Below are 17,383 nucleotides of genomic sequence, written 5' to 3' on the forward strand. Positions count from 1 at the left end.
TGTTGTTTAGCCATGCCTTGTGCTTGCATGTCCTGTCGCGTAGATAATGGAGTATGACTTTTTTTATTGTGCATTGCTGCATTCACTCCGCCTTGTGTGACACAAAAGGACAGAACCATGCCCCATACTGACGCATTGCTCCCCACGAATGAGATGCCGGCGGCAGCTGCCGATGCAGACGTTTTGCTCGAGAAGGGGCAGGCAACGCTGCAATCCCTGGCCGCGACAGTGGAAGCTGTCATCCGCGGTCAGAGCAGCGCCGTACGCAAATTGCTGGCCTGTTTTGCCGGTGGGGGGCATGCCCTTTTAGAGGACGTTCCCGGTACCGGTAAAACGACTTTGGCCAAGACCTTTGCCAAGGCCATGCGTCTTGATTTTGCGCGGGTGCAGTTTACCCCGGATCTTTTGCCGTCCGACATTCTGGGCGTGTCCATATTCGACCAGCGCGAACAGGCGTTCAGCTTTCACAAGGGGCCGGTGTTCACAAACATTCTGCTGGCCGATGAAATCAACCGCGCTTCTCCACGGACGCAATCCGCCCTGTTGGAGGCTATGGCCGAGGAGCAGGTAAGTGTGGATGGGGTGCTGCACAAGTTGGAAAAACCGTTTTTTGTCATTGCCACCCAGAATCCTTCTGATTTTCACGGCACGTACCCCTTGCCGGAATCGCAAATGGACCGTTTCGCCATGCGTTTCAGTCTGGGGTATGTCGCGCCGGAGGAGGAAGTGGCCATCCTCAAAGCGCAGACGGTGCGCCACCCGTTGGAGGATGTGCGCCCTTGCGCTGATGCACAGCAGGCCCTGGACCTGCAGGCCGCTGTGCGCACGGTACGGCTCTCCCCCGAGATACGGCGATATGTGGTTGATTTGACAAGCGCCACCCGCAATATGCCTGGAGTGCGTCTGGGCGCCAGCCCCCGTGCATCCCTGGCGCTCATGCGTTGCGCGCAGGCGCTCAGTTTGATGGACGGGCGCGGGTATGTGACGCCGGAGGTCGTGCAGGAGGCGGCTGTGCCGGTCATTGCCCACCGTCTGGGCATGGAGCAGCAGGTGCGTTACGCCGGCGACAGTGCAGAACGCACGGTGCGTGATATTCTGGAATCGCTCCCCGTGCCGGCCTGACGCCTGTAGTGTAGAGGTCGGCTATGCCATTGCGAATGCCTTTTCTTGCCTCGATCAGGTCCCTTGCATCTTTTGACGCGCTGCAGGACAGGCTGACGTATATGGAACGCATGCGCCCCCTGGCCCGCGCAGGTTTGCGCGTGTTGCAGGGGTACCGGCGTTTTACAGAGGTGGGGCGGCGTTCCATGCAGCGCTTCACCCCTGTTGGTAAAACGTTGCTCTGGCTTTATATGGCGTCGCTCTTTTTTGTGGTGGATACGCGCGCCACCATGAATTTCCAGCTCTTTGCCCTGTTGCTGGCGGCGCTTTGCTGTGGATTTGTCGCGGCTTTGCTCATGGGCGTCAAACCCGGCGTTATCTCGGCCCGGCGCATTCTGCCCCGGTTTGCAACAGCCGGCGCTCCCTTGGAATATGACATTGTCTTGCGCAATACCTCAAACAGGCTGCAGCGCAGCCTGCGGGTGGTGGAGAGCTTGCTGCCGGAGCATGCCCTGGAAACCGCGGCTGACAAAACCGCCAGACGCCGGCTGGTATTGCGCGACAAAGACGTGGCCGCCTTGCGGGTGCGGCTTGCCTGGAAGAGGCTGTTGCAGGGGAGGGGCGCAAGCCTGCAGGTTCGGGAAGCTGCAGCGCCGACCATCCCCCCTGGGGGAGAGGTACGGGTGCGCATAACCGCCCTGCCGCATACACGGGGGGTGCTGCGTTTCAGTGAAAGCGCGTTGATTACGCCCGATCCCTTGGGATTGTTCCGCAGTTTTTCGCCACTTCCCGCCGGGGAGAGCCTTGTCGTACTGCCTGCGCGGTATTCTGTGCCCAGGCTGTCATTAGGGGCAGGGCGCAAGCATCAGCCCGGCGGTTTGCCCATGGCCACCCGTATAGGAGAAGAGGGCGAGTTTGCTTCCGTCAGGGAGTATCGCCACGGCGACCCCTTGCGCCACATCCATTGGCGCAGCTTTGCCCGGCACGGAAAACCCATCGTCAAACAGTACCAGCAGGAATATTTTGCGCGCCATGGGCTGGTTCTGGATACCTTTCCAGACCCGACACGTGTGCCGACGCGGGCGGATGCGCTTTGTTTCGAGGCCGCCGTCAGTATGGCGGCATCTTTTTCAGCCGCGCCGCAGGATCAGGACACGCTCTTGGACCTGCTTTTTGTCGGCGATACGGCGCATTGTGTCACGGCAGGGCGCGGATTGGGAAGTGTCTCCCGCATGCTGGAGATTCTGGCAGGCGTGGAGCCGAATCTCGGGGGGGATAAACAGCAGGCCCCTGATTTCCACACCCTGTCCGCACTGGTGCAGACGCACGCCCCGGTGTTGAGCGGGAGTGTCTGCATTTTTCTGGGCTACGATCAGGAGCGCCGTAACCTGGTTGAGGCGCTCAGGCTGCAGGGCGTTGCCCCCTGGGTGCTGTTGCTGCCGTGCGGTAGGGAAACTGTGGCGGACGTGGATGACCCACAGGTGCACGTGCTTGACCCGGAGAACCTGGAGCAGGGACTGGCAGCGTTATGAGCATGACCATGCGCAATGCCACAGAACCAGCGGCGCAAGCTGGCAAACGCGCAGCACCCCCTCTATTATTAGGGGCGGCGATGCTTTTTTGGGGGGTGCTGACTGGCTTCCTGATCCAGGCGGTGATTATGGGCGCCGCCCTGGAAGCCATCTCCAGGAGCCCTGCGCGGTTGGATATCCGGCCTGCTGATTTCAGCCGGGTTCTGGACCTGTGCGTGATACTCTTCCTGGGTGAGTCGCTCTATCTTTACCTTACCCCCATGGAAACATCGCTTCTGCTGGTGTTGGTGCAATGGTTGCCTTTTTCCTTGTTTCCTCTGGTGTTTGCGGAATCCATCAGCACACGGGGCGAGGTCGCTCTGAGTACCCTGTTTTATACGGTGCGCCCCAAACGGGAGAGCACAAAACCGCCTCTCAGGCTGCGTTTTGCCCCTGTCTTTGGCATGATCTGCGTTTTTGCCGCAGGCGCGGCCAATGCACGGACGCCCCTGTTTTTCCCCTGCGCTGCTGCTCTTCTATGCTGGTGGCTGTTCTGGCGCAGGCCGGGGCGCTATTCCCTGGGGCTCTGGTTTTTGGCTGCGCTTCTGGCAGCAGGGGGTGGCTGGCTGGGGCAATGGAGTATCCATACGGTGCAGGAATCGGTACGCAACTGGGTACGCCACGACCCGTACCGGCGTACAACCGCCATTGGAGAATGGGGCGAGCTCAAACTGTCCGACTCCATCATCTTGCGTGTGGCGGCCGAAAAGGGTGTGACATTGCCGCTGCTGCTGCGTGAAGCGACCTACAACTTTATGGATGGGAAGAACTGGCTGGCCGCGGGGGGCAACTTCATGGAGCTGCCACCTGTAAATCCGGAAGGTAATGACTGGCGGCTGGATAATTACAACATTACAGAGAACAACGGGGGCAATGGAGCTGCACCCCCATTGCAGGTGACGATTTTTCAGAGTTTTTATCGGCGTGGCGGGTTGTTACCCTTGCCGGAAGGCACACGCCGGATAGAAGCGCTCCCCGTAGGTGGGGTGGAGCAAAGTTCTCTGGGCTCCGTGCGCGTTTCAGGAGCCCCTGGACTCGCAGGGTACAAGGCGTTGTATGCCCCTGGTACCAGCCTGCAGATGCCGCCCAACGCAGTGGATCAGGTGGTGCCGCAGGACCGGGAGACAATAGACAGTCTCCTTGAACCGCTGCATGTGGAGCATCTGGAGCCTTTTGCACGGGCCATGGCCATTCGCGATTATCTGCGCAGCCAATACGCATACAGTCTGCTCCTTGAGCGCGAGCATCCGGAGATGAGCCCGTTGGCGGAATTTTTGCTGGTCAGCCGCAAGGGACACTGTGAGTATTTCGCCATGGCCGCTGTGTACATGTTGCGTGCCGCCGGCATTCCGGCACGGTATGCCGTTGGGTATGTGGTGCAGGAGTATAGCCCGGAAGAAGGCATGTTCATTGTCCGGGAGCGCCACGCCCATGCCTGGGCGCTCGCCTGGATAAAAGGGCAGTGGGTGGCGGTGGACGCCACCCCCCCTGTGTGGTGGGAAGAGGACGCCAAAGGGGAATCACTGTTCCAGGACCTTGCCGATTTGCGGCAACGTTTGGCCTTTGCCTTTGCACGCTGGTGCTGGTTGGGTGAGGACGCAAGAACGAAACGGATTCTGCTTTGGATCGCCGGGCCGCTGCTGTTTTTCCTGCTCTACAGACTGGGGCGCAGAATGCGCATCGGCAAAGGGAAACGGGAATCATACCCGGATGCATACAGGGAATTTGGCCTTGATCGCGTGGAGCGTCTGCTGGCCAGGCGCGGGTTCTCGCGCAGGGTAGCAGAACCCTGGCAGACATATCTGGACAGGGCAGGCGTCCGTGGCCTGGGAGACGCCATGGAACTGTATTACCGTGCGCGTTTTGATCCAAGGGGGCTGGATGCAGTGGCGCACCGTGAGTTGCGCAAAAAGATAGCGGCCTGGCTGCGGGCGGAGAAAAAAGCCACGCAACCAGGCCGGAAAAAGGCGGACGTATGAGCCGGTTACTTGAAGAAGCGGGTGTTTTCCTCGATCTTCAGCGCAATGGGAACGATAAGGAAAAGCACCATGAATATGACGGTGCTGACTATGAACAGCAGCAAGTTGGTGCGCTCCTGATATGAGGCGTCCCAGCGTGCTTCTTCCTTGCGCAGCAGTTCGGTGAAGATGGTCTGATACCTGCGCCCCATGTCGAGGTACAGGCCGCGGACCTGCTCGTTGGTAAGTTTGAGCTTGGTCTTGTTCTCCTTCACCCAGGTCTGGAAACCGTTCATGAAGGAGTAAAAGCCGTCGATGAAGCGGGTGCGGCGGTTTTCCGGCACTGTGGAAAGCCATTCCACAAGCTGGTTGTAGTAGCCCGTCTCGAATTGAAAATCCTTGACGATGTTCTTCATGTGCTCATCGTACTTGTTTTCTATGGCGCGCTTGGTGTCGATCCGGGAAAAATCCTGATCCACAGGGCGTTCGCCCGGCAGGCCCAGGTAAGGCGTAAAACTGTCGAACTCGGGCGGTTGCAGTTTGTCCGGAGCAGCACCGATGTATTGAAAGATGCCAATGACAAAAGCGATGAGACTGGCCAGCACCATGAGTGCTGAAAGAAATTTGCCGAAAGAGAAAAGCACTTTGGTGAGTGTATCTATTTTTCCAGCGTCGTACATCTTTACCTCCTGAAAAATGAGGGCTGCGCAGCATCTTGGCAGTCAGCCGCCAAGGTATGTTGTTGGGGCTTATAACACCAGCCCTCGTGTGTAGCCTTGCCTGGAGCAGTGTGATGCCGTTCATCCCGCTAGCAATCTGGCGCCGGTTGCGCAGGTGCAACCGTAATTAGACAAGGCCAAACAGACCCCACTAGTGATTTTTCAAACACAAATCAAGGCTAAAACCTGTCTTCTCCCCAGATGATATTACCTTCCACCAGCCTTGAGAAGCTCATAGCGAGCAAGTACGTTTTTTACGTACTGTTGGGTTTCCTGATAAGGCGGAATGCCGTTATATTTCGCCACAGCCTCAGGACCTGCGTTGTAGGCCGCCAGGGCCAGTGAGAGTGTTTGGAACCGCCCCATGAGTTGTCGTAAGTAGCGCGCGCCGGCATCAATGTTGCCATTCGCGTCGAATGGGTCGTCTAGTCCATATATACGTTGGGTTTCTGGCATCAATTGCATGAGTCCCTGGGCGCCTTTTGGCGAGATGGCCCGTGTGTGGAAGCCGGATTCCTGCGCTATGACCGCCAGTAACAGGTTAGGATCCATGGTGTGGCGTGTTGCGATTTTCTTGACTGTCTGCACGAGTTCCTTTGGTGGGGTGATGGGCGCCAGCGACACGGGGCGCGGCTTCCACGCAGTCACGTTTTCCTTTATCCACTCTTTTTTCTGATCGGCGGTGGCGCCGCCTTTTTTTCTGATAAGGGAGCGGATCGTCTCCAGGCTCATTTTCGGACGTTTCTCCCCTTCATACAATAAAACGTATTGGTCATTTTCCTGTTGGTCGAGCAGATGAATGATCCCATATTCGTCTTCATAGCCATACAGCGAGTAAGCTTGGGCTTTGCTGCCGCCAAAAGGGCTGAGAATAAAAAAGGCGGCTACAGAAATAGAGAGAAATGCCAACAGCGGGTTGATTGGCGCCTGTGTCGCTGACGGCGCCATGGGCGCTGCCTTGTGCAGGATATCATGTTGTGCAGACATGGGCTGCTGATAAAAACACGCGGATAACGCCCCTGATAACAGCGCTATAAAAAGCGCGAAGAATGACACGAAGGGCAGCTTTGCCAGCGACGTAAACAACGACGCAACGCGCATCGCAACCAGCGACGCGAGGAAGGTCAGAAAACCGTGCAGGAGCATCACTCCTGCCGCAAATGTGCGGCGAACGCCGGCGATGCTGTCCATGGACCAAGACATCATGCAATCCGGTTTTTGTGTCAAGTGCTGGCCTTGCGCATGACAGGGGGGTGGAGTGCACTCATAGAGTGTTTGTTTCGCCTGTTTCCGGCTGGGGGTCAGAGGTCTCTGCATACCCACACCACCCTGCCTATGACAGCTACGTCAGCACAGGGCAGCGTCACTTCGATGGGGGGGTAAAATTCCCGGTTGTCACTCAGCAAGAGGAGACTGCCAGGCCGCATGTCCACGCGCTTTACCACCATTTGGGTATCCATGCGCAAAACGTAGATTGCGCCCTCGAGAATATCAGTCTGGCTTTCGTCTACAAGGACAAAGTCCCGCTCCTTGAGCGTAGGAATCATGGCCTCGCCAGTGATGCGAAGCAACTTCATTGCTTCCGGACTGCCCTTGGCCTTGAGCCATGCCTTGGAAAAAGTGCAGGGAGGAGAGTCTTCTGATGGCGCCAGCCCGCCTTCTGGAGTGACCCGTGGCATGGCCATGGGCACAATGATTTCCTCTTGCGCCGCTTTATTGATGTGCGTGGGCGCTTCTTCCCCATAAGGGGGGGCAGTTTCGGCCACCCCGGATGGCTTAGAAGGGGTGGAGCGCGTCTGTTTTTGCGATGCTTCCCTGGAGGCCTCGTCTGAGAGCGGGCTTTCTGAAGCATGATACGCATGGCCGAGGCGCATATCGCCTACACCGCTCTCCAGCCATAGCGGATTAAGATAGTAGGGCGCTCTGCACAGTTTAAGATACCATTCCGCCGGAACAATGTTGCGGCGTTTGGCGTCGGAGATAGCGGCCTTGCCTATTTCCAGCAACGCTGCAAGCTCGGTTTGGGTAGTAACGCCGGCGCCCTGCATCATGCGGGCAAGAACAGTAGGAAAATCGTCTCTGGGGAGGGGCTGCGGGATCATGGCGTTCATCCTGGTAAAGATTTTCTTGACACCATCCACCCGAGCGAGTAAGTGTAAAGGCGTCCTGGATAGCATACAGGGGGTATTCAGGCGGATTGGTGTACAGCGTACACCAAAGCGCAGAGAAGTCAAGCATAACTGCAAAAATAGTATTGTATTTGCGAAATTCATGCTGGTGTGCAGCATGCTGCCCCCTTGTATGCAAGCAGATGTACAGGTGGGCACTGAAAAGGGGCAAGTAATGAGCAAGCTTGTGATCGCCGGTCTGGAGAATATTGCCGATGAGCTCGGCTGTTCCAGGAAGACGTTATACAAATGGATCAGGGAGCGGGATTTCCCTGCGTTCAAGATGGATGGCGTCTGGAGAGTTATGCCCAGAGATGTGGAGGTGTGGCTGTATGTGCAGCGAGGTGTCCCTGTGCAGCGAAGTGTCCCAATGCAGCAGTTGTGGAACTGAGAAAAAAAGCAGTGGCGACAGGCAGTCTGCAGCAGTTGTGGACCAGTATGGGGGCGTCATTGCGCGAACTTGGAGACGCCCCCGAGGTCTGAAAAGCTACATGAAGTAGCTGCGGGGGGGGGCCAGACCCGCGGCAGCAGGCGTCAAGTCCTGTGCATCAACACAGTATGGGCGACGTCAAAGTTGAATGCACCAGTGCAAGTAAACGTTTACGCAAAGCAACGCCCACGCAACGTAATAACGTACTGGCTGAGATTCACCCACGCCAATATCGCGCAAAATACGTCTGCGCTGAAAAAGTCCAGGCTAAATGCCAAAGGGCAGCCTGGGGCAGGCGAAGCTTGAGCGTCTCAGCTCAGAACAATGACTGAGTTCTCGCAATTGCCGGCCGGGTTGAACTCATAGCGGTCCGCTTCCCAGTCGTTTATCCAGCTGTTGCCATCCACAACGTAGCGGAACTGGTAGTCGCGCCCTACTTCAAGATCAACCTGCACGGAAAAGGAACCGTCCTTGTTGCTCTTCAAGGGGATGCCGGTCTGGTCCCAATCATTGAAATCACCAACCAGATGGACTTTTTCAGCACCTTCCACGGCTTCTTTGGGCACTTTGAAGTAGACTTTGCAAATGGGCTTGGTCTTCAGAAACTTTTTGGACAATGACATAGCTGCATCCTTCCGTCGTTATTTACAGTTCATACGCGAATGAAGGGAATTTTCACCCCCAAGTCTAGAGCATGTGTTCATTGTGCTGTCAATAGCCAGAAGAAAATTGTCCAGAAAATCCGCATTTGAATTGGCTTTACATTCCGGCTGTAACAAAATGTCGTCGGATTGTAACGGCCGCATTTGTAGGCACAAGGTGAGCAAACGCTTGTTTAAGGGCTATCAGATATTCGTCACGGGAGAAATACCCGAGTCGCGCCGTAGTCAATAACGTCGAAGGCACCCCCGACGTTGTGCAGGCGTTTGGCGTTTTCCAAATCGTCCACTGGCGCGCCAAATGCTTCATTGCTCAGTTGAATGGTGCCGTAATGCATGGCAAGGGATTCGCGTGCGCCAAGAGCCAGGTGCGCGTGGACTGCTTCCTCGGGGTTGACGTGCGATGCGCTCATGAACCATTGCGGCTCATAAGCGCCAATGGGGAGCAGGGCTACTCGAATGGGGGCGAAGCGTTTGCCGATTTCAGCAAAATGCGGCCCCCAGGCGGTGTCTCCTGCAAAATAGAGCCTGCCTGCGCTGCTTTCTATGACAAAACCGCCCCATAATGCCTTGTTGGCTTCAAAAAGGCCCCGTTTGGAAAAATGATTCGCGGGTACGTAATGGATGGTGACACCCTTCACCCAGGTGCTCTGCCACCAGTCCAGTTCGCGAATTACCGGATAGTCCAGCCCAGTGAGGTAATAGGCATTGCCCAGCCCTGTAATCAACAAAGGGTGATCCTGGGCGGCCAGCTTTTCAAGACTCGGCAAATCCATATGGTCGTAATGGTTGTGGCTCACCAGCACCACATCAATGGGAGGGAGCTCCGCCATTGTCATGCCAGGTGCGCGCATGCGTCTGGGGCCTGCCCAACTCACGGGGCTGGCGCGTTCGGAGAAAAAAGGATCGATTAAGATATTCAGGCCGTTACACTGCACCAGAAACGTGGCGTGATTGATGAAAGATACAGAAAGTTTTTCACCAAATACCCTTTCTTCCGGGTGTGGCGCGTCTGCTGGCAAGGGGGCGTTCTCCACCCATTCGGGCCACTTGGCCCTGTCTTTGTCAAAGATGACCTTGAAGATGTCCAGCATCGCATGGGGGGCTTTCTTGCCATCAAAAACAAAGCGGCCATTCTGGAAATGAGGACTCGTCTCATATGAAGACATGCCGGCTCCTGCACAGGCTGTCAGACTCAAGGTTAGATAAAGAGGAAAAAGGAACAATCTTCGCAGTTTCATATACCTGTATCTAGGCATCAAGGGCCGTATTGGCAACGTGCATCAGCCAGGCGAGGGTGCGCTTCATGAGGATACGCCATGAAAAAAGCCCCCTTTCCCTGGAAAAAGGGGGCAAAAATTCATGCAACCGGCTGGCTTGCAAAAGGGGGCAGAATCCCGTTCCCGGTGATAGCCGGGACGCATCTGCGAATAAGGCAGGTCCGACGCGACGCGGTTATTCGTTGACCGCGCGGTCCTTGTCGCCCTGGACGTCAGTGAAGAATTCTTCGTAGTCCATGTTTTCGGCCAGGCCGCACAACCCGCGCACGACCGCTATGAGGTCGTTGGCATTGACGCTGACGTCAAAAAGGCCGTTGTTGATTTTACAGAGGTGACCTTCACGACGAATCGTGTAGGCTCTGCGCTCTTTGCTCTTACCGTCAGAGGTGACCACGGAGTATGCCTGGTCGCCAGAGTTGGTAAGGTAGAGCCTCTGATGGGTGAGCGCCTGGGTTTCCTCGTCGAAAAACGAATGCTCAGCATACAGACGGCCAGTGAACGTAATGTTCGCGCCTGTGTCGTTTTCGAGAGTAATCTCTTCCATGCGTTCAGGGGCTTCTTGGGATTTCGCCATCGCCATTCCCTCCTTGCAGCCGGCCATATGGCCTTTACGTGGGAAGTTTTAGTTGCTCAGGACCGGTATTTTTCTTAGCTTTCTTATCCGGCAATCTATCCGACGTCAGGGGCGGTCTGGGTGAATCATCAAAAAGAGCTCCACCGCCGCGCAGCGACCAGTAGTCTTCGAGGTCCGTTTTGGAGATGCGGTATTCCTTGCCGATCTTGGCGGCGCGTAACTTGCCGGCTTTTATTTCCCGGCGCACCGTTTCCTTGTGGCAGTTCAACAACTCCGCGGCCTCGATGAGAGTGAAGGTCGTCTTCTCTGTCATGCCGCCCCTACATCCGAAGCCAGGGTGCTCCGGAATCGTACCGGGCTGTCCAAGGTCGGGCCGATAAGTGTACATGACCAAATCAGGTACATAACGGCTGCCGGCCACCCCAGCAATATGGTCAGACTGCTACCGCGATAATCAACTGGTGTCAACATACGTCAACGCAAAACAACCTTAGCATATCATGGTATATTCACGCTTCTTGATAAAAAAAGTATGATATTCCAAAAAGTTAAAAACATAAAAAATCTTAAAAATACCAACAAAACTTGGGGAAAATGTACGGTTTGTCGTACAAACAATGCGCGTTAGCCATGGTATGTGCGAATGCGCACCCATTGGTGTCAGCTGATTTCCGACAAAAATCGCTAAGACAGTGAAAACGCTTGCGTGGGGTGCTGTCTGGAAATACAAGGCAGAAATGAAGCACGTATTACCCGCTGCTGTTTTGAAACAAAGCATACGCCACCAGGCAACAGGACACAAGGCACAGGTACCTGCTGTGCAATCAGATCCTTCGGCTCTTGCGATATGAAAAAAAGTTTTTATTTGCTGTAAACCCCACGCCATCGTCATGCGTCATACTAAAGATTGCACCGGTTTTCGCATCCGATAACCGGGCAGGAATACGGGAGTGCTCCACAATTGTGCAGCACCATTGAGGATACAATGAATCGATTGATACTACTGGTGACGTTGCTGCTGCTGACGACCTCCCTCAGCGGTTGCGCCGGCATGCTCTGGCCACATGAACGCAAGGGCGGCCCCATGGCTTTGCCCGGGGAATATGATGCTTCGGGGGGCGATGGCGCACAAGCATTGCCCAAGGCCTGGTGGCGCGCTTTTGAGAGCGAGGAGTTGAACACCCTTGTGGAAACCGCTTTGCGGGGCAATTTCGATGTGCAAACCGCATGGGCGCGGCTGCGTCAGGCCCGGGCCGCAAGCGTCATCAGCGATGCAGACATGTACCCGACGCTCAATCTGGAAGGATCCGCGCAGGGTGACAGAGGGTACTCGCAAACCACCTCGGAAGACAAAGGCACCTACACTGAGGGCGAAAGCTACGGTATTGGTCTTGCCGCTTCCTATGAAGTCGATTTGTGGGGGAAGTTCCTTTTCAAGAGCGAATCCGCATCCCTGGAAGCCGAGGCCGCGGGATATGATGTCTCCGCTGCCGCAATGACAGTGACTGGTGAGGTGGCCACCAACTGGGTGGACCTGCTTGCGGCTCGCGCGGAAATGAAAATTCTGCTCGATCAGATCGACGTCAACAGCAAACAGCTTGATTTACAGGTTTTGCGTTTCAAATACGGCCAGGCTACGGCCCTGGATGTTTCCCAGCAACGCGAACTGCTGGCCAGCACCAGGTCGGAAATGCCGCTTCTGCAATCCCAGGCGCGTGTTTTGGAAAACGAAATCGCCTTTCTTGTCGGCCGTTCGTCCCCTGAGTTCATTCAGATTACCCAGGAGGATTTGCCCCAACTCATAGACTTGCCCGAGACGGGGCTGCCTGTGCAATTGCTGACAAACAGGCCGGATGTGCGGGCTGCCTTGGCCAGGCTCAAAGCGGGGGATTTCGACGTGGCGTCGGCCAGGGCCGACAGGCTCCCGTCAATCAGTCTGTCGGCAAGCGATATGTTCCAAAGTAATAATATCGGGTATATTCTGGACAACTGGGCGCAGCAGATTGCCGGTTCCTTGCTGGGGCCGATTATTGATGGCGGTGCACGAGCCGCGGAAGTACGCAGGCAACGCGCCCTTGTGGATGAGTATATGACTGATTACGCACGGGTGGTGGCAACTGCCGTGCAGGAAGTACAAAACGCCTTGATTCAGGAAAAGCGACAAGGAGAGTATGTTGCGTTGCTGGAAGATCAGCTCAAGGCTGCGAAACAGGCCCGGATTCAGGCCCGGTTGCGCTATCTGCAAGGGCAGGACGATTATCTTCCGCTGCTGACGGAAATGGTCAACGTACAGGATTTGGAGCGCAAGCTCGTGGCGGAACGGGCTAATCGCATAACTTACAGAATCGCCCTTTACAGGTCGCTGGGTGGCGACTGGACAGACCGGCTTACACCTGATGGATACGTGGATGCTGCCGGAGACTCCATACGTCTCGTTATGGGGGCGGACTACAAGGGCGGGAGCAGGCAATGAGCCATAGAAATGAGAATAAACACCCGAAACTGCGGGCTTTTGTCACCTTTGTGCTGTGTCTGGTGCTGCTTGCCGCGGGTATTGGGGTCGCCAGGTATTTCATCAACTCCAAGGTGCAGCCCAAGCGCGCCCCAAAAAAGACGGTTGCGCGGCTTGTGCAGGTGATGCAACCGGAACCGGGCAACAAACCCATGCGCCTGGAAGCCATGGGCACGGTGGTGCCGGCAAAGGAAGTGGTCCTGCGTCCGGAAGTTTCGGGAACAGTGGAGAACATTTCCGACCACCTGACACCTGGCGGCCGTGTGCAGGCCGGCGATCTTTTGGTCAAGCTCGACCCCAGGCAGTACTCCCTGGAAGTAACCAAGGCGCAAGTGGCCGTGCAGAGCGCCGAGGCTGACCTGGCTTTGGAGCTGGGGCAGCAGGTGATTGCCAGGGAAGAGTTGAAGATGCTCGCTTCCCAGGAAAAAGGCGAAAAGCTCGACACGGATCTTGCCCTGCGCAAGCCCCAGCTCATGCAGGCCCAGGCGTCGCTGGAAAGCGCCAAGGCCGATCTTGCTCAGGCGGAGCTGGACCTGGAGCGTACCGAACTGCGCGCCCCTTTTAATGCCATCGTCACCACACTGGATATAAATGCGGGCTCGCAAGTGAGCACGTCCACCGATCTGGCGACCCTGGTGGGCACTGATGAATATTGGATAGAGGCGGCATTGCCTCTGGATGTCTTGAGCCATCTGGAGTTTGATCGGGAAGGGGGCGTGCCTGTGACTGTGCGCTCCCAGACGGGGGCAAATGGCTGGCATGGCCGCCTGCAGCGGCTTTCCGGTACGCTGAACGATGAGACCAGAATGGCGAAAGGCATTGTTGTTGTGGATTCCCCTCTGGATAGCAAGACCAATGCGGGCAAGCCGCTTATTCTTGGCGAGTATGTGAGCCTGGAGATTGAAACCCAGCCCTTGCAGAATGTTTTCACCCTGCCGCGCAGCGCGCTTAGGGAAGGCGATCAGCTTTGGTTGGTGCAGGATAATAAGCTCGCTGTGAAGAAAGTGCAGCCTGCAGGCAAGGATTCCGAGCACGTTTTCATCCCCTATGGTGAAAACGGCTTGGAAAAGGGTGCTTCTGTTGTTGTTTCCGAGATTACATCGCCCATTCCGGGCATGGCTTTGCGCATAGAAGGCGAAGAACCCGCCACGGCAGAAGATGCCGGGAAGGGCAATGAGAAGCGTGCAGAGGCGGAGAACGCCAACAAGAGGGTTATGCAGTGAGCAGTCCTGAACGCCATATGCACTTAAAAGGCCCTATTGCCTGGATGGCCTCCAATTCGGTTGCCGCCAACCTGGTGATGCTCGTGTTGCTCATAGGGGGGGTGATCGTCGGGGGAAACATCAAGCAGGAGGTTTTCCCTGAATTTGAAATGGACATGGTGACCGTGACCGTCCCTTATCCCGGCGCCAGCCCGGAAGAAGTGGAAAAGGGCGTCATTCTTGCCGTGGAGCAGGCTGTCCAGGGCATAGAAGGAGTGGATGAGGTTACGGCGACGGCCGGCGAGGGCGTGGGCACCGTACAGGTCGAGGCCATAGAAGGCGCGAACATCGACCGGCTCTTGCAGGATATTCAAAGCGAAGTCGATGCTATCGACACTTTTCCCGACGAAACCGAAGACCCCACGGTGGTTATCGCATCGCGGCGCAGGGGGGTGGTCACCTTTGCGGTTCATGGTGACGTAGGCGAGATGACCTTGCGCAGGGTGGCCGATGATTTCAAGGACGCCCTTTTGATGAGTCCGGGCATAACCCAGGCGGAATTGGAAGGCGCCAGGGATCTGGAGATTCACGCCGAAGTCTCCCAAAACAATCTCAGACGCTACAACCTGACACTGGACGATATTGCGGACAAGATTGCCTCCGCCTCGGTGGAAAGGGGCGGCGGCAGCATGCGCACCAGCCAGGGCGAAATACTTGTCCGCGTTACGGACCGCAGGGAGTACGCCTCGGAATTTGCGCGCATCCCCATCAAAATTGGTGAAGGGGGCGACAAAGTCTATCTTGAAGACGTCGCCAACATAAATGAAGGGTTTGAAGACACCAACATGTGGGCCTCCTTTGACGGGAACAAGGCCATCATGGTGGAAGTCTACCGCGTGGGCAACCAGACCCCTGTTGAGGTGGCGACCGCTGCCAGCAAAGTGGCCGAGGAATTTTCCGAAAATCTGCCATCCACGGTCTCCATCGATGTCCTCAGGGACCGTTCCAAAATATTCGAGAATCGCGCCGATCTCATGTTGCGCAACGCTTACATGGGGCTGGGCCTGGTCTTCATCGCCCTGGCCCTGTTTCTTGAAATACGTCTGGCCTTTTGGGTCAGCCTCGGCATCCCCACATCGTTTCTGGGCTCTTTTCTGTTCCTTTCAGCCACCGACTTCAGCATCAACATGATAACCATGTTCGCCTTCATCGTGACCCTGGGTATTGTTGTGGACGATGCCATTGTGGTGGGTGAAAACGTCTACTACCACCGGCGTCGGGGCAAGAATTTCCTTGCCGCCGCAATAGATGGGGCAAAAGAGGTGGCCGGGCCGGTTGTCTTCAGCGTTATTACCAACATCGTGGCTTTTTTGCCCATGTACTTCGTGCCTGGTGTGATGGGCAAGATATTCAAATACATACCCATAGTTGTGGGCGCGGTGTTCCTGGTCTCGCTCATCGAAGGTCTTTTCGTGCTGCCGGCGCACCTTTCACATGGCTCGGAACGCACCCGCTGGCGCACCGTCAACCGCTTCATAGCCTTGCAGGCCCGTTTCAGCACCTGGTTCGAGGGTTTTATTCACCACAGGTATGGTAAATTGCTGAGTTTCTCCCTCAAAAACAGATATCTTGTGTTGGCGCTCGGCCTTGCCTTGCTGATAGGCACCCTGGGGTTTGTAAGGTCCGGTCGCATGGGCATGGAGCTGTTTCCACGCATCGAGTCCGACTATGCCTACGTGGATGCCTTTCTGCCCTATGGAGCTTCTGAGCAAAGCGTCAAGAATCTGGAGAAACGCCTTGGGGATGCGGCTGAAGCCGTGGTCAGGGATCATGGCGGCGACCAGCTCAGCCTGGGGATTTTCACCAAGGTCGAGGAAAACGAGGTTGAATCCCGCATCTATTTGACTGAATCTGAAATACGGCCGATCTCCACCACAGAGGTGACCGAGCTATGGCGCAAAGAAGCCGGCACCATCCCCGGCCTGGAGTCCATATCTTTTGAGGCTGACCGCGGCGGTCCTGGCAGCGGCAAGGCCTTGACCGTACAATTGAGCCACAAGGATACAGATGTGCTCGACCGCGCCAGCGAGGCGTTGGCCGAAGAGTTGGCGGATTTCCAGGGGGTCTCGGACATCGATGATGGTGCTGCCAAAGGCAAGCGTCAATTTGACATTACCCTGCTGCCCACTGGAGAAGCCGCCGGCATCAGCTCCAATGAGATTGCCCGCCAGGTGCGCAGCGCGTTTTACGGTGCAGAGGCCCTGAAGCAACAACGGGGGCGCGATGAGGTCACCGTCAGAGTGCGTTTACCCGAACGGGAAAGAGCCACGCTGCAGACCTTGGAAGACCTGCTTATTCTGTTGCCCAACGGGCAGACCATGCTTTTGCGTGAACTGGCCGAGGTGGCGCCCAACAGGGCGTACACCAGCATCGTGCGTACTGATAGCAGGCGTGTGAACAGTGTTACCGCCAACGTAACGCCCCGCTCCATGGCGGAAAACATCATGAACGAGCTCAAGGCAAGCGTGCTGCCGCAGTTGCGCAACCGTTTCCCCGGGCTTTCCTGGAGTTTTGAAGGGCGCCAGGCAGACCTCAAGGACAGCATGGAGAGCCTGTACCAAGGGCTGCTGCTTGCGTTGCTGTGTATTTACGGGCTGTTGGCCATTCCGTTCAAGAGCTATTTTCAGCCGATCATCATCATGTTTTGCATCCCCTTCGGTCTCATCGGCGCTGTCTACGGCCATTTGATAATGGGGTACTCATTGAGCCTTATGAGCATGTTCGGGCTGGTGGCTCTTTCCGGCGTGGTGGTGAACGATTCGCTGGTGCTCATTGATTTTGCCAACCGGCGTGTGCGCAAAGGGGAAAAGCCGTTAAAGGCGATTCGTTACGCTGGCGTGCAACGTTTCCGCCCCATCATGTTGACCACCCTGACCACGTGCGGGGGGCTGGCGCCCATGATCATGGAGACCTCCAGGCAGGCGCGGTTCCTGATTCCCATGGCCATTTCCCTGGGATTCGGCATTCTTTTCGCCACCTTTATCACGCTGCTCATGGTGCCGGCGCTGTATTTGGTGCTGGAGGATGTCAAAGTGCGGCTTGCCAATTGGTTTGCGCCGGCGCCGACAACGGAATCCCACGGGCACGAATAGGGCGGAAGAGATTCCGCCCTTTTACATGACGATCGGGTTGCCGCAACGACTTGTGAG

At 56.3% G+C, this 17,383-nt stretch carries 14 protein-coding genes; 7 read left to right on the forward strand and 7 right to left on the reverse strand.

The genetic code is table 11. The annotated features are described in order from the left end of the window. Window positions 1-117: 117 nt before the first annotated feature. From ACZ5EH_RS07705 to ACZ5EH_RS07715, 3 genes are read left to right on the forward strand one after another with little or no spacing between them, the layout of a single operon-like run. Window positions 118-1,122 (forward strand): AAA family ATPase, encoded by a 1,005-nt coding sequence (locus tag ACZ5EH_RS07705; protein ID WP_464277541.1) that lies wholly within the window; start codon window positions 118-120, stop codon window positions 1,120-1,122. 23 nt (window positions 1,123-1,145) lie between these two features. After that, window positions 1,146-2,633, forward strand: coding sequence for a DUF58 domain-containing protein (locus ACZ5EH_RS07710; protein ID WP_464277542.1), 1,488 nt, complete (start codon window positions 1,146-1,148; stop codon window positions 2,631-2,633). Between the two features lie 8 nt (window positions 2,634-2,641). Further along, the gene (locus ACZ5EH_RS07715) at window positions 2,642-4,651 is read left to right on the forward strand and encodes a transglutaminase-like domain-containing protein (RefSeq protein ID WP_464277543.1); all 2,010 of its coding nucleotides are present in this window, start codon (window positions 2,642-2,644) and stop codon (window positions 4,649-4,651) included. A gap of 5 nt (window positions 4,652-4,656) precedes the next feature. On the opposite strand, the gene ACZ5EH_RS07720 is transcribed toward ACZ5EH_RS07715, so the two are convergent. The 3 genes from ACZ5EH_RS07720 to ACZ5EH_RS07730 form a co-directional block, all read right to left on the reverse strand. After that, complete coding sequence (locus ACZ5EH_RS07720; RefSeq protein WP_464277544.1) at window positions 4,657-5,310, reverse strand: hypothetical protein; 654 nt, start codon at window positions 5,308-5,310, stop codon at window positions 4,657-4,659. Between the two features lie 246 nt (window positions 5,311-5,556). Further along, window positions 5,557-6,540, reverse strand: coding sequence for a lytic transglycosylase domain-containing protein (locus ACZ5EH_RS07725; protein ID WP_464277545.1), 984 nt, complete (start codon window positions 6,538-6,540; stop codon window positions 5,557-5,559). A 110-nt stretch (window positions 6,541-6,650) separates the two neighbouring features. Then, window positions 6,651-7,451: a LexA family transcriptional regulator gene (locus tag ACZ5EH_RS07730; protein ID WP_464277546.1), complete on the reverse strand. Its 801-nt coding sequence runs from the start codon at window positions 7,449-7,451 to the stop codon at window positions 6,651-6,653. A 241-nt stretch (window positions 7,452-7,692) separates the two neighbouring features. On the opposite strand from ACZ5EH_RS07730, the gene ACZ5EH_RS07735 reads away from it, so the two are divergent. Further along, window positions 7,693-7,908 carry a helix-turn-helix domain-containing protein gene (locus ACZ5EH_RS07735; protein ID WP_464277547.1) on the forward strand — a complete coding sequence of 72 codons (216 nt, stop codon included), beginning with the start codon at window positions 7,693-7,695 and terminating at the stop codon, window positions 7,906-7,908. A gap of 350 nt (window positions 7,909-8,258) precedes the next feature. Here the strand turns inward: ACZ5EH_RS07735 and ACZ5EH_RS07740 are convergent, their stop codons facing one another. The 4 genes from ACZ5EH_RS07740 to ACZ5EH_RS07755 all read right to left on the reverse strand — a co-directional run bounded on the left by ACZ5EH_RS07740 (window position 8,259) and on the right by ACZ5EH_RS07755 (window position 10,848). After that, the gene (locus tag ACZ5EH_RS07740; RefSeq protein WP_464277548.1) at window positions 8,259-8,570 is read right to left on the reverse strand and encodes an isoamylase early set domain-containing protein; all 312 of its coding nucleotides are present in this window, start codon (window positions 8,568-8,570) and stop codon (window positions 8,259-8,261) included. Between the two features lie 233 nt (window positions 8,571-8,803). Beyond that, window positions 8,804-9,775 (reverse strand): MBL fold metallo-hydrolase, encoded by a 972-nt coding sequence (locus tag ACZ5EH_RS07745; RefSeq protein WP_464277549.1) that lies wholly within the window; start codon window positions 9,773-9,775, stop codon window positions 8,804-8,806. Between the two features lie 286 nt (window positions 9,776-10,061). Next, on the reverse strand, window positions 10,062-10,460 hold the full coding sequence (locus ACZ5EH_RS07750; protein WP_464277550.1) for a hypothetical protein: 399 nt from the start codon (window positions 10,458-10,460) through the stop codon (window positions 10,062-10,064). Window positions 10,461-10,494: 34 nt separating this feature from the next. After that, window positions 10,495-10,848 carry a helix-turn-helix domain-containing protein gene (locus tag ACZ5EH_RS07755; RefSeq protein ID WP_464277551.1) on the reverse strand — a complete coding sequence of 118 codons (354 nt, stop codon included), beginning with the start codon at window positions 10,846-10,848 and terminating at the stop codon, window positions 10,495-10,497. Window positions 10,849-11,445: 597 nt separating this feature from the next. Here ACZ5EH_RS07755 and ACZ5EH_RS07760 point away from each other — a divergent pair. Genes ACZ5EH_RS07760 through ACZ5EH_RS07770 form a run of 3 tightly spaced genes read left to right on the forward strand, consistent with a single transcriptional unit; the run spans window position 11,446 to window position 17,326 of the window. Beyond that, window positions 11,446-12,933 (forward strand): efflux transporter outer membrane subunit, encoded by a 1,488-nt coding sequence (locus ACZ5EH_RS07760; RefSeq protein ID WP_464277552.1) that lies wholly within the window; start codon window positions 11,446-11,448, stop codon window positions 12,931-12,933. After that, window positions 12,930-14,195, forward strand: a complete 1,266-nt coding sequence (locus tag ACZ5EH_RS07765) for an efflux RND transporter periplasmic adaptor subunit (protein WP_464277553.1) — start codon at window positions 12,930-12,932, stop codon at window positions 14,193-14,195. The genes ACZ5EH_RS07760 and ACZ5EH_RS07765 overlap by 4 nt, the downstream gene beginning before the upstream one ends. Next, window positions 14,192-17,326, forward strand: coding sequence for an efflux RND transporter permease subunit (locus ACZ5EH_RS07770; protein WP_464277554.1), 3,135 nt, complete (start codon window positions 14,192-14,194; stop codon window positions 17,324-17,326). Before ACZ5EH_RS07765 ends, ACZ5EH_RS07770 begins: the two co-directional genes overlap by 4 nt. The last annotated feature ends 57 nt before the right edge of the window (window positions 17,327-17,383 follow it).

Source organism: Desulfovibrio biadhensis, assembly GCF_055388615.1.